The sequence below is a fragment of the Promicromonospora aerolata genome (assembly GCF_042682255.1).
In the GTDB taxonomy this organism is placed as follows: domain Bacteria; phylum Actinomycetota; class Actinomycetes; order Actinomycetales; family Cellulomonadaceae; genus Promicromonospora; species Promicromonospora aerolata.
The window spans coordinates 4,731,378-4,744,238 of sequence record NZ_JBHUHF010000001.1; the positions used below are offsets into that span (position 1 = coordinate 4,731,378).

A 12,861-nucleotide genomic window follows, 5' to 3' on the forward strand; every position below is an offset into this window, starting at 1 on the left:
CGGCGCAGCTGCTCTGACACGGCGCAGCTGCCCTGACACCGCGCAGCTTCCGATACCGCGCGCCGCGCGGCCGAAGTCCGTACAACGACGTACTGAAAGAAGGACACCATGTCAGATCTCACTCGACGGTCGTTCCTGACCTGGACCGGTGTGGGGGCGCTCTCCGTCGCCGCCATGTCTCTTGCCGGCTGCTCACCGTCCGGCTCCGGCCGGGACGGCTCCGTGCGCTTCGCGTGGTGGGGCGGCGCCGAGAGGCAGCAGGCCTACCTGGAGGCGCTGGACGCGTTCACCGCGGAGCATCCCGAGATCAAGGTCGCGCCGGAGTTCGGTGACTACGACGCCTATCAGGAGCGCATGACCACGCAGATGGCGGCCAGGGACGTGCCGGACGTCTTCTGGATCCCGTCGGCCGCCGTCCTGACCTACCGCGACGCGGGGCTCTACCGGAACCTGGACGGCACGTCCGGCCTGGACCTGGGCGCGTTCAGTGCCGAGCAGATCGAGAGCTTCCGGCTCGGCGGAGAGCTCAACACGCTCCCCAAGTCCCTGTTCAGCCCGGTGCTGCGCTACAACAACACCTTCCTCGAGGACGCCGGCGTCGCGCTGCCCGAGCAGCTCACCTGGGACAACCTGGCCGAGTTCCTGGTCGACTACTCGGCGAACAACGCGGACGGCCGCAAGGGCGTCAGCTACGGCCCGTACCACGACATGCCGTTCGAGTCGTTCCTGCGGCAGCACGGCGAGGACCTGTGGACCGAGGACGGCACGCTGGGGGCGAGTGTCGACGGCGTCGGCGCCTGGATCGACTGGTGGGAGAAGCTCCGGGGTGCCGGAGCGACGACGACCATGAGCGAGCAGGACGGGATCGAACCCTCCTGGGCGCAGGTCGGCGACAAGGTGCTGACGACGTTCGCCAACTCCAACCACATCGTGGACGAGGCACAGGCGTTCCCGGACTACGAGTTCGACCAGCGGGACGTGCCGGCGCTGGAGGATGCCGCCGCGGGCTACCACTTCACCTACTACAGCCGGTTCGCGATGTACGAGGGGGTGCCGGACGAGCGGGTCGAGGCGGCGGCCCAGCTGATGAGCTTCAACCTCAACTCGCCCGAGCTGCTGAGCCTGGTCGGCCTGTCGGCCGGGGCGCCGCCGAACGCGGAGCTGCTCGACCAGTACGAGCCCGACGCGACGCCGGACGAGCGCAAGGTCATCGCCATCACCCGCGAGATCGCCGGGACCGAGCAGCGTGCGCGGTTCGAGGCGCCGGCCGGTTCGGGCAACTGGCGCAACCTCCTGATCCGGGAGCTCGAGGAGGTCACGCTCGGGGAGAAGAGCGTGCCCGACGCCGCGGCGGCCTTCGTCGAGGCCGTCGAGGGCGAGATAGCGGGCGCATGATGACGCTGACGTCATCGAAGGACACCGGGCGCCCGGCGCGTAAAGCGCCGGGCGCGGCCGGGGAGGGGCCGCCGCGCCGGCGCGCGAAGCGGCCGGGCGGCAGGCGGGGACAGGGGCTTGTGGCGCACCTCTTCCTGCTGCCCTGGATGATCGGCATGGTCGCCGTGACCGCCGGCCCGCTGATCGCCTCGGCCGTCCTCGCGTTCACCGACTACGACCTGCTGAGCCCGCCGCAGTTCATCGGGCTGGACAACTTCGTGCGGATGGCGGGCGACGAGCGGTTCTGGGCGGCCGTCCGGGTGACGCTCGTCTACGTCCTGGTGTCGGTGCCGCTGCAGCTCGGGTTCGCGCTCTTCCTCGCGGTCGTGCTCGACAAGGGGCTGCGCGGCCTCTCGCTCTACCGCAGTGCGTTCTACCTGCCGTCCCTGCTCGGCGGCAGTGTCGCCATCGCGATCCTGTGGCGGCAGATCTTCGGGGAGAGCGGCCTGGTGAACCACGTCCTGGGCTGGTTCGGCATCGAGCTCGGCTCCTGGTTGCAGGACCCGTCGCTGGCGCTGTCCACCCTGGTGGTGCTCAACGTCTGGACCTTCGGGTCCCCGATGGTGATCTTCCTGGCCGGGCTGCGGCAGATCCCCGAGGAGCTCTACGAGGCGTCGATGATCGACGGCGCGGGGCGGGTGCGGCGGTTCGTCTCGATCACCATCCCCATGCTCACGCCGATCATCTTCCTGAACCTGATCCTGCAGATGATCAGCGCCTTCCAGGCCTTCACCCAGGCGCACGTGGTGAGCGGCGGGAGCGGTGGACCGCTCGACTCGACGCTCTTCTACACGCTCTACATCTACCAGCGCGGCTTCGTGAACTTCGACATGGGGTACGCGTCCGCGATGGCGTGGGTGCTGCTCCTGGTCATCGCCGCCGCCACCGCCGCGAACTTCATCGTGTCGCGGCGCTGGGTCTACTACGGAGACGAATGATGGCTGCCTCTACCTCGACCCTGAGCCGCGTCACGCGGCACGTGGTGCTCATCGTGTTCGTGCTGCTCATGATCTATCCGCTGCTGTGGATGCTCGTGAGCTCGTTCAAGCCGAGCCACCTCATCCTCTCCCAGACCGGGCTGTTCCCCAGCGAGGTCACCCTCGAGAACTACGGCGACGGGTGGGGCGCACTGGGCTCACCGTTCACGCTGTTCCTGGGCAACTCGCTGCTGATCGGCGTCGGGTCCGTCCTCGGGAACCTGTTCTCGTGCTCGCTCACGGCCTACGCCCTGGCCCGGCTCAACTTCAGGGCGAACAAGCTGTATCTCGCCCTGACCCTGATGACGATCATGCTGCCGTTCCACGTGCTGGTGATCCCGCAGTACATCCTGTTCGCCGAGCTGGGGTGGATCAACACCTACATCCCGCTGCTGCTGCCGAAGTTCCTGGCCACGGACGCCGTGTTCATCTTTCTGATGGTGCAGTTCATCCGGGCCCTGCCGCGGGAGCTGGACCAGGCGGCGATGATCGACGGCGCCGGACCGTTCCGCATCTTCTGGTCGGTGATCCTGCCGCTCATGCAGCCCGCGCTGATCACCACGACGATCTTCACCTTCATCTGGACCTGGAACGACTACTTCGGGCCGCTGCTCTACCTGACGCGGACCGAGCTGTACACGGTCCCGGTGGCGCTGAAGTCCTTGGTCGACACCGAGACACAGAGCGGTATCGGAACGATGTTCGCGATGTCACTCGTCTCGCTGGTGCCGATCCTGCTGTTCTTCATCTTCGCCCAGCGCTACATCATCAAGGGCATCGCGACGACGGGAATCAAATGAGTGCTGCGCGCAGAGGGCTGGACGGCGAGCACCGCTGGACCCAGCTGACCTTCGTGGAGAACGACCCCCTCGACTTCGACCTGGACGCATGGGCCGACGTCATGGAACGTACGGCGTCGACGGCGGTGTGCATCAGTGCGGGCGGCTACATCGCCTATTACCCGACGAAGGTGCCGCTGCACCACCGCAGCGTGCACCTGGGTGACCGGGACCTGCTGGGCGAGGTGGTGGACCTGGCCCGCTCGCGGGGGATGGCGGTCATGGCCCGCGTCGACCCCCACGCCGTGCACCACGACGTGGTCGAGCAGCACCCGGAGTGGATCGCCCGGACGGAGGACGGCGAGCTCCTGGAGCACTGGGCGATGCCCGGCATCTACCTCACCGACGCGTTCGGCGGCTACAGCTGGGAGCTGACGACCGAGGTGCTCCGTGAGATCGCGCGGGACTACGACGTCGACGCCCTGTTCGCGAACCGGTGGCAGGGGCACGGCCCCGGGTACTCCGAGGCGACCGCGCGCGACTTCCGGGCCGCGACCGGTCGCGCGCTGCCCCGGGCCGCAGACCCCGCCGACGGCGAGGCGTGGACGACCTACCGCGCCTGGCGGCGCAGCCGGCTCAGCGACCTCGTGGCCCACTGGGACCAGGCGGTGCAGGACGTCGCGCCGGCCGTGCGGTTCGTGCCGAACCTCGGTTCCTTCACGGCGGCGGACCTGGACCCGCGAGTCGCCCGGACCGTGCCGTTCCTGCTGGTGGATCATCAGGCGCGCGGCGACGGCGAGGCCCTCTGGGCGGCGGGCCGGGACGCCAAACGGGTGCGCGCCCTGCACCCCGGCAAGCCGGTGGGGCTCATCACCTCGGTAGGGCCCGAGCTGCACAACTTCCGCTGGAAGGACTCGGTCAACGCCGCGGTCGAGACCACCGGGTGGATCGTCGACGGCTTCGTCCACGGTGCGTTCCCCTGGTTCACCAAGTTCGCCGCGCGGATCCACGACCCGCGGTGGATACCCGCCGTGGAGCGCGCCTACGGGCTGCACCGGGCGGTGGCGGACGTCCGGGCCGACGCGCGCCCCGTCGCCGAGGTGCTCGTGTGGGACGCGGACGAGCACACGGCCACCGCCCGCGTGCGCGACGCCGCCTCCGGGGTCTACCAGGTGCTGGTCGAGCTGGGCGTCCCGTTCGAGTACGTCGGCCCGGGGTCCCTGTCGGCGCTGGCGCGGCCCGGCGTCCGGCTGGTCGTGCTGCCCGAGGTGCCGTCGCTCGACGCCGCGGCGGCGGACGCCCTGCGCGTGTTCGTCGAGGGCGGCGGCTCCCTGCTGCTCACGGGCGGAGGGCCGGACGTCGTCGGGCGCGGGGCGCTGGTTGCCGACCTGCTGGGTGTCGACGTCGCCGAGCGCCGCGAGGGCATCGTGCGCAACAACTACGTCCAGCGGGAGCCGGGCGGGGCGGTGCAGGACGGGTTCGGCGACGCCCGCCGCATCGTCGGCGGCACCCGGCTCGTGCGGTTCGGCTCGACGCCGGACGGGCTCGACGTGTCCTGGCGATTCGTGCCAGACCACCCCGACCTGCCGATGGAGGAGGTCTACCCGAGATCGAGCCCGACCGAACCGGCGGTGTTCGGGGCCGCCGTGGGCGAGGGCAGGGTCGACGTCGTCGGCTTCAACGTCGCCGAGCTGTACTGGCAGGCGCTCCAGGCCGACCACCTGACCCTGCTGGACAATCTCGTGCGCCGTGGCCTCGGCGGACGGCGGTCCGTCGAGGTGCACGGCACGGGCGTGCTCGACGTCGCCACCTGGTCCGGCGACCGTTCGTTCACCGTGCTCGCCGCCAACCTGACGGATCCGATGATGATGCGCGGGCAGCGCCGGGCGGTCTCGCCGCTCGACGGCGTGCGGGTGGTGGTCGACCTCGACCGCGTCGCGGCCCTGGCGGGCGGGCCGGTGCTGGGCGGGCCGGTGCCGGGTCAGCAGGCGAGCGTGCGGGCGCAGGTGCTCGTCGGCGAGGAGTGGGCGGACGTCGAGGCGAACGTGTCGGCCGGAGCGGTCGGCGTGGCACTGCCCCCGGTCCACGAGCTGGCCGCGGTCCGCCTGACCTGGTGACGGCCGCTCGTCGGTCACACCCCGGCCGGCCCCCGCCCTCGTCAGCCGACGGCGGGCGGGGGCGGGGCCGTCGAGCCGCGGACCATCAGGGTGGGCCGCTCCAGCGGGACCGGCTCGTCCACGGTCTCACCGAGCAGCGTCAGCACCTTGGCGGCGGCCGCGCGCCCGCGCTGGAAGGCGAACCGCTGGACCGTCGTCAGCGGGGGGTCGACCCATTCCCCGAGGGTGAGGCCTTCGAAGCCGACGACGGAGATGTCGTCCGGTACGCGCAGGCCGGCCGCCTGCAGCGTGCGCATCCCGGCGATCGCCATGGTGTCGGTGCCGTACAGGATCGCGGTCGGGCGGACGTCCCCGGCCAGGAGCGCGGTGGTCTCCTCGGCCGCGCGCGCCGGGGAGTACTCGACCGGTACGACGGTGTGGGGTCGCAGGCCGTGGTCCGCCAGGCGCTGCACGAAGGCTTCGCGCCGCAGCACCGGGAGCACGAAGTCCCGGGGACCGCTGATGAACGCGATGCGCTCGTGGCCCAGCGCCACGAGGTGGTCCACGGTCTCCGCGATCCCGGCGCTCGGCGGGTCGGCGTCGACGTACTCGATGGCACCCGGCTTCCACGGGGCGCCGACGAGCACGGCAGGGAGCCCGAGCTGGGACACGAGCTCGGGCCGCGTGTCGCCGACCATCGAGTTGGTGAGGATGATCCCGTCCATCCGCTGGCGCTCGGCGAGGGTGCGGTAGAAGTGCCCCTCCTCGTGCTGCCCGGTGATGAAGACGTTGAGCAGCAGCCCGTACTCGCGTGGGCTGAGCACCGACTCGATCCCCGAGATGAAGTCCATGTTCCCCGCGCCGACGCCGGGGACCTTGGAGTCGCTCGTCAGTACCAGCCCGATCGCCTGCGCGCGGGCCGTGCGCAGGGCGATCGCGGCGGCGTTGGGCCGCCAGTTGAGCTTCCGGGCGGCCTCGCGGATGCGTTCCGACGTCGCCTCGGAGATACGGCCGGTGCCGTTGAAGACCTTCGAGACCGCACCGGGTGAGACCCCGGCGAGCGCGGCCACGTCGCTGATGGTCGGGCGGCCGCTGCCACGCGGCTTCTGCGGCGTTCTCGGTGCTGTCATCGGGCGCTCATCTCGAGCGCCATCCTACGTGGTTTATCGGTGCACCAACGGTCCTCAGCGGAGCCGCAGCGTCGCGACCAGCACACCCACCAGGCAGAGCGTGCCGCCGACGAGGGCGACGGGGGCGGGCACCTCACCCAGCAGCGCCCACGACATGAGCACGGCGAGCGGCGCGGCGGCGTAGGTGACGGCGCCCAGCCGGCCCGCCGTCGTGCGGGTGAGGGCGAAGCCCCAGGTAGCGAATGCGATGGCGGTGGGGAACACGCCCAGGTAGACCACGCTCAGCGTGGCCGACGTCGGTGCGGCGGCGAGCTCGTCCAGGAGCACCGGGGTGAACGGGAGGCACGCCACGGTGCCGGCGAGGCAGCCCAGCCAGGTCATGGTCAGGGAGTCGACCTGGGGCAGCAGGCGCTTCTGCATGATGGTGCTGCCCGCGTAGACGACGGCGGCGGCCAGGCCCAGGGCGACGCTGAGCCCGCTCGAGAAGCCGTTCGACGTGGCCAGGGCGATCCCGGCGACGCCGGCGAAGGCGATGCCGATACCGAGCAGCAGCCGGGCGGGGAAGCCCTCGCCGAGCGAGATCCCCGCGAACACCGCGATGAGGATGGGCGCCAGGCCGACCAGGAGAGAGGCGGTGCCCGCGTCGAGCGTGCGTTCCGCCGCGTTCAGGGCCAGGTTGTAGAGCCCGAACCAGAGCACGCCCCAGACGATGACACCGAGCAGGGTGCGGCCTCGCGGCAGCCGCAGCTTGCGGGCCAGGGCGGCCATGACGGTGAGTGTCAGGGTGCCGACGAGGATCCGGCCGAGGGCGAGAGCGCCCGGCGAGTAGTCGAACCCTGCCGACCGGATGCCGATGAACGCGGAGCCCCAGAGCACGACGGTCACGGCGGCCGCCGCCGGGACGAGGAAGCGGTGCGTGACGGGCGGGGCGGGCCTTCCGCGCGAGGCCGTCGCGGCGGTGCGGGACATGTCCGAGACTCTGCCCGGTGCGGGCGGTGGTGGCTGGCGGCTGTCGGCCGTGGCGTTCGTCATGGTGCGATGGTGGCCCCGGAGCACTGTGAAGCACCAGCGATTCTTTCTTCATCTGGATTCAGTCCCGCTGTAGTGTGGGGTCATGCTCGACGTCCATCGCCTCCGTGTCTTCCGGTCCGTCGTCGCCTCCGGCTCCATCGGTGCGGCCGCCGCGAACCTCGGCTACACGCCGTCCGCCGTCAGCCAGCACGTCTCCGCGCTCCAGCGCGAGACCGGGCTCAAGCTCCTGGCGCGGCACGGCCGCGGCGTGCGCCCCACGGCCGCGGGGCATGCCCTGGCCGCCCAGGCCGACGGCGTGCTGGAACGCCTCGGCGAGGCGGAGTCCATGGTGGCCGACCTGCGGGCGGGCCGTACCGGTTCGCTCTCCGTGGCCTACTTCGCGTCCGTGGGCTCGGCCTGGCTGCCCGACGTCGTGCGTGCGGTCACCACGCAGTTTCCGGGCGTCCGCCTCGATCTCGAGCTGGCCGAGCACATCCCGGACAAGGCGGAGGAGCGGGCGGACCTGCAGGTCGTCGTGGCACAGGCCGGCTTCGAGGCCGGAAGCGGCTTCACCGCGCACCACCTGCTCGACGACCCGTACGTCGCCGTCCTGCCGCGGAGCCACCGGTTCGCGGGCCGCGACGAGATCGAGCTGGCCGAGCTCGCGGACGAGTCCTGGGTCGACAACGACTTCGCGCGCGGCTGGTGCCGGCGCAACCTCCTGGAGGCGTGCACGGCGGCGGGGTTCAGTCCTGCATTCCGCGTCGAGGCGCACGACTACCCGACCGCGGTCGCGTTCGTGGAGGCGGGCATCGGCATGACCGTGCTGCCCGAGCTCGGTGCCGTGCACCTGCCGAGCGCGACGGTCGCGGTGCCCGTGGTGCGCCCCACGCCCGTGCGCTCCATCTACGCGGTGCTGCAGGACGCGGTAGCGCACACGCCGCCCGCCGTGGCGGCTCTGGAGGCCCTCCGGCAGACCGCGGCCGCTTCGCGGGCAGCCGTGGTGGCCGCATAGGGTGGGCGGGTAACGGCACCGGGACTGCTCGGTGCCATCCCGATCGAGAGGCAATCCTCGTGACCACGCTTCCTACCGCCTCCGGCGCCTTCGGTGACAAGCCGGAGCTGACGTTCCCCGAGGGTGGCGCACCCGCCGGCCTGCAGGTGCAGGTGCTCTCCGAGGGCAACGGTCCGGTCGTCGAGTCCGGGCGCACCATCGTGGTGAACTACCTGGGCCAGACCTGGGGCGGCCACGTCTTCGACAACTCCTACGACCGTGGCACCACCATCGACTTCCCGATCGGCGTCGGCGCCGTCATCGGTGGCTGGGACAAGGGCATGGTGGGCCAGAACGTCGGCTCGCGCCTGATGCTCTCGATCCCGCCGGAGCACGGCTACGGTGCGCGCGGCGTGCCGCAGGCCGGCATCGCCGGCGGGGACACGCTGGTCTTCGTCGTGGACATCGTCGGGGTCCAGTGACCGAGTAGCTGAGTGCGGGGTATGTGTTGGCTCAGCGGGTGCTGGCCGACAGATACCCCGCACTCAACGGGTTACGGGTAGGCGATCACCTGCGGGGAGGCGAAGGAGCCGACGGCGGGAGCGCCGCGGTCGTTGATGACGTGGTTGATCCCGCCCGAGCCGTTGAGGAAGACGCTGGTCATGGACCGGAATGTCACACCGGCGGTGTGCGGCGTCTGGATCCCGGACTCGACCCGGATGTCCTGTCCCTGGTTGAAGAACGAGTACACGCCCAGGCCGGTCGCCTCGTGGCTGGTCACGTGGTCCGCCACCCGGTAGGAGGCGTAGCCGAGGCGGTCGCCGTCCATGTAGGCGGCCTGCGACGGCGGGTCGTACGGGATCTCGCTCTGGTAGAAGACCGTGCGGCCGCGTTCGCCGTTCCAGATCGTCTGCTGCTCCTGGTAGTGCTCCACGAACAGCCCGGTGGCGGTGACGTCGTCACCGTTGACGACCACACCGTGCGCCCCCGTGTTGCCGTCCCACGACACGCCGTGGCCGTGGTCGGCACGCCAGGCCCAGATGTGGTCGAGCAGGGTGTGGTCGCTGTTCACCTCGATCGAGGTGACGGCCTTGCCCTCCCAGGGTCCGCCCACGCGGACGAACACGTCGGTGAGCGTGGTGGGGTCGGCCGGGTCGGAGACGCTCGCGCCCTCCGGGCCGACCTGGATCAGCGTGGCCGACTCCGGCACGTTCGCGTCGGCGGTGATGCCCGCGATCTTGACGCCCGCGACATCGCCGATCTCCAGCACGGCGTTGCCCGCCGTCGGCGTGAGCGACGCGTAGCCGAGGCCGAGCACCACCGTGCCGGCACGGTCGACCCGCAGCGCCGCGTCCAGCTCGTAGACGCCCGGCGCGAGGATGAGGTGCTTGCCGTCGGCCAGTGCGGCGTTGATCGACGCGGCGTCGTCGACGTCCGCGCGGGCCACGTAGAAGTCGCGGATGCCGATGGACGTGCCCGACTCGGCGGACGTGGACCAGTCGGTGCCGCTGCTGTCGGTCTTCGCGTTCGGGACGAAGACGGCGAGCTCGCCGTTGTCGGCTCGGTAGAGGAACGGAGCCTCCCGGCTGACCGGAGTGCTGTCGACGGTGGTCTTGACGCCCTTGACGGCGTCGCCGAGGTCCTGGCCGAAGTCGGTGGCCGGTGCACCCTCGACACCGGAGAACACCATGTTCCAGACCCCGCCGTCCCAGGTGCCCACCTGGCTGTTGCGGGTGAACCACTGCTGCTGCGAACCGGTGGCGATCGTGCCGGCCACACGCGAGTTCGCGAGGTAGCCGCCGGACGCGAACTCGCCGTACCGGCCGAAGACCGTCAGGCTGCCCTGGATGTCCATGCGACGCATCGGCGCGGCCTGCGACACGGCCCAGCGCATCTGGTGCGGGTCGGTCACGCCCGCCGGGAACGGCAGCGCGGCGTCGGCGCCCACGGGGCGCTGGATCGGGTTGATCGCCATGTTGGACATCGAACGCCAGAAGTTGTTCAGGGAGCCGGGGGCGGCGCACTCCCAGGGCCGCTCCGGGCAGCCGACGACGGGCTCCACGTGCAGGGCTCCGTTGATCTGCACGGCGCCCGGCTGCGCGCCGAGGCCCGAGATCGACTCGTAGTACCCGACGGTCTGGTTGATGATGCCGGTCGCCGTGGCCGGGTCGTCCTGGCCGGCGGCGCTGCCGTACGTGCCCGGCTCGAAGAACACCTGGTGCCGGTCCTGGCTCATCTCCTCCTCGTCGTTCACCGAGTCGAGGAGGGCGTTGATCCGGTCGGTCGACCACGTCGGGTCGATGAACGTCACGTTGGCACCGAAGTCGGGGTCGGCGACCGCCTTCTTCGGCTTCTTCACCTTCGGCTTCTTGGTCTTCGGCTTGGCCTTCGACGTCCTGTCCTGCTCTGCCTGTGCCGTGGAGGCCTTCGCCATGGTTCTGCCCTCGTCCAGGTCGGTCGGCGCGGCCGTGGCGGGCAGCGCGGTGACCGCGGCTCCCGCGGCGAGCGATGCCGCGACGGCCGCGACGGCGGCGCCGCGCAGGGTGGTCCGGAGTGTCCTCATCGACAGATCCTTCGAGCTCGGGGCAGGCCGGCAATGACCGGGCGTGCTGCCGGTGCGGATGCGCCCGGGTGAGCGCCCAGCCAGGCTAGCCGCCAGCTACTGACTCATCTGTAAGTACTTTCCGCAGACTCCGGGTCACGGTGAACCTGGGATTCTGGGCCACGTGCTCCGTCGGCCCGACGGCGCGCTCCAGCGCGCGGCGGTAGTGCAGAGCCGTGTTGAAGACGGTCCACAGCTCGCCGCCGTCGCGCAGGACCTGTCCCGCCGCGACGAACATGCGGTGCGCGGCGTCGGTGCTCACGGCGGCACGGTCGTGGAAGGGCGGGTTGAGCAGCACGAGGTCCGCCCAGCCGTCGGGGACGGGGAGCAGGTCCCCGGCGTCACCCCGCACGACGGCGGCCGGGATGCCGTTCGCGGCGAGCGTCGCCCGCGTCGAGGCGCAGGCCGCGGTGCTCCGGTCCGTCGCGATCACGTGGGCGCCGGGGAACCGCAGCCCCAGGACGGTGGCGAGGATGCCGGTGCCGCAGCCGAGGTCGACCGCGATGGGCCGGCCGTCCGCGTAGTCCGGGCTCTGCGCGGGATCCGCCGGGAGAGGCTCGGCACCCGACAGGTCGGGCCAGCGGTGGGCCTGCGCCAGCAGGAAGCGCGTACCGCCGTCGAGCGTGGCGCCGGCGAAGGCCGCCCCGTGCGCGACGACGGTCAGCCCCGCGTCCGGCGCTTCTGCCGAGGCGCCGATCGCGTCCAGGATCTCGCGGTCGGTGAGCCGGGCGGTGACGGGATAGGTGGGCGGCCCGACGTCGGACCGCGGCTCGCGCGCGATCAGCAGACGCGACTTCTGTCGGGCTCGCGACGCCGTGACCTGGCCGAACGAGGCCCGGAGCACGTCGTTCATCGCGAGGGTCATGTGCTTGACCCGGCCGCCGGCGATCAGGGTCACCGCCGGGTCGGCGTGCCGGGCCACGTGCTCGGCGATCTCGGTCAGCTCCGCCAGCGACGTCGGCAGCTGGAGCAGGACGAGCCGCGCACCCGCCAGCAGGCCAGGACCGAGATCGTCGTGCACTGTCAGCCCGACCGGGTCCGGCTCGTACGGGACCGGTGCGTTCTCGGCGCGGTGCCGGTGCGCGGCCCACAGAGCCTGCGACACGCGCGAAGAGTTGTCGGAGAGGGCGGCCTCGGCGGTGATCGCGTCCTGGTAGACGTCGACGTGGCGGGCGCCCAGCGCCAGCGCGCCCAGGCTGAGTGCGCCGAACCGGTCGCCGATCACCACCACCCGTTCGGGATCGCTCGCGATCAGCGGGGCGGCCTCGTCGAGGAGCAGCCGGTCGGTGGCGTCGACGGCGACGGGGCCGTCGGGGCGTGAGCCGTCCTCGGGGTAGGGGAGGAGCTCGGCCAGGACGGCGTCGGCCTCGGGACTCACCGCGCCGAGCGGGCCTTCTTCTCCGCTGCCTTACGGGCCTCCTCGACCCGCTCCTCCTCGGCGCGCACCTGCGTGGCGATCTCGCGCTCCTGGACCAGCCACGCCGGCGGGTCGTCGCGCAGCTCGTTGATCTGCTCTGTGGTCAGCGGGTCGGTGATGCCGCCCCGGGCCAGACCGGCGATCGAGATGCCGAGGCGACCCGCCACGACCGGCCGCGGGTGCGGTCCGTTGCGGCGCAGGTCGGCCAACCACTCGGGCGGATTGGTCTCCAGCTCCTCGAGCTCGGCGCGCGTGATCGACGAGTCCTGGAACTCCTGCGGCGTGGCAGGCAGGTAGACGCCGAGTCGCTTGGCGGCGTTGGACGGCTTGAACCGCTGCGAGGCGAAGGAGGAGCTCATGTTCCCAGGGTACTTGGGCGTCGGCCCAGGCATCCCGCTGATGGGCTGGACGACGCTGTGAG

General features: G+C 71.4%; 11 protein-coding genes. 6 read left to right on the plus strand and 5 right to left on the minus strand.

The features are described 5' to 3' along the window. Positions 1–108: 108 nt before the first annotated feature. Genes ACFSL2_RS21145 through ACFSL2_RS21160 form a run of 4 tightly spaced genes read left to right on the plus strand, consistent with a single transcriptional unit; the run spans position 109 to position 5,307 of the window. Entirely contained in the window at positions 109–1,395 is a 1,287-nt protein-coding gene (locus ACFSL2_RS21145; protein ID WP_377199728.1) for an ABC transporter substrate-binding protein, read from the plus strand. Beyond that, complete coding sequence (locus ACFSL2_RS21150) at positions 1,395–2,372, plus strand: carbohydrate ABC transporter permease (RefSeq protein WP_377199729.1); 978 nt, start codon at positions 1,395–1,397, stop codon at positions 2,370–2,372. Before ACFSL2_RS21145 ends, ACFSL2_RS21150 begins: the two co-directional genes overlap by 1 nt. Continuing rightward, a complete protein-coding gene (locus ACFSL2_RS21155; protein WP_377199730.1) occupies positions 2,372–3,211 on the plus strand; it encodes a carbohydrate ABC transporter permease in 840 nt (279 codons plus the stop codon). Before ACFSL2_RS21150 ends, ACFSL2_RS21155 begins: the two co-directional genes overlap by 1 nt. Next, on the plus strand, positions 3,208–5,307 hold the full coding sequence (locus tag ACFSL2_RS21160) for a family 10 glycosylhydrolase (protein WP_377199731.1): 2,100 nt from the start codon (positions 3,208–3,210) through the stop codon (positions 5,305–5,307). Before ACFSL2_RS21155 ends, ACFSL2_RS21160 begins: the two co-directional genes overlap by 4 nt. A 41-nt stretch (positions 5,308–5,348) precedes the next feature. Here ACFSL2_RS21160 and ACFSL2_RS21165 read toward each other — a convergent pair whose 3' ends face one another. Continuing rightward, a complete protein-coding gene (locus ACFSL2_RS21165) occupies positions 5,349–6,416 on the minus strand; it encodes a LacI family DNA-binding transcriptional regulator (protein ID WP_377199732.1) in 1,068 nt (355 codons plus the stop codon). 54 nt (positions 6,417–6,470) lie between these two features. Then, positions 6,471–7,448 carry a DMT family transporter gene (locus ACFSL2_RS21170; RefSeq protein ID WP_377199733.1) on the minus strand — a complete coding sequence of 326 codons (978 nt, stop codon included), beginning with the start codon at positions 7,446–7,448 and terminating at the stop codon, positions 6,471–6,473. An 82-nt stretch (positions 7,449–7,530) separates the two neighbouring features. Between ACFSL2_RS21170 and ACFSL2_RS21175 the strand changes: the two genes are divergently transcribed. Together ACFSL2_RS21175 and ACFSL2_RS21180 are read left to right on the plus strand one after the other, a co-directional pair. Then, complete coding sequence (locus tag ACFSL2_RS21175) at positions 7,531–8,442, plus strand: LysR substrate-binding domain-containing protein (RefSeq protein ID WP_377199734.1); 912 nt, start codon at positions 7,531–7,533, stop codon at positions 8,440–8,442. Between the two features lie 59 nt (positions 8,443–8,501). Further along, positions 8,502–8,903, plus strand: coding sequence for an FKBP-type peptidyl-prolyl cis-trans isomerase (locus ACFSL2_RS21180; RefSeq protein WP_377181427.1), 402 nt, complete (start codon positions 8,502–8,504; stop codon positions 8,901–8,903). 71 nt (positions 8,904–8,974) lie between these two features. Here the strand turns inward: ACFSL2_RS21180 and ACFSL2_RS21185 are convergent, their stop codons facing one another. From ACFSL2_RS21185 to ACFSL2_RS21195, 3 genes are all read right to left on the minus strand, one after another. Beyond that, a complete protein-coding gene (locus tag ACFSL2_RS21185) occupies positions 8,975–10,984 on the minus strand; it encodes an adenylyl cyclase (protein WP_377199735.1) in 2,010 nt (669 codons plus the stop codon). Between the two features lie 85 nt (positions 10,985–11,069). Beyond that, entirely contained in the window at positions 11,070–12,401 is a 1,332-nt protein-coding gene (locus ACFSL2_RS21190) for a class I SAM-dependent methyltransferase (protein WP_377199736.1), read from the minus strand. Further along, complete coding sequence (locus ACFSL2_RS21195) at positions 12,398–12,799, minus strand: DUF5997 family protein (RefSeq protein WP_377199737.1); 402 nt, start codon at positions 12,797–12,799, stop codon at positions 12,398–12,400. Before ACFSL2_RS21195 ends, ACFSL2_RS21190 begins: the two co-directional genes overlap by 4 nt. Between the last annotated feature and the right edge of the window lie 62 nt (positions 12,800–12,861).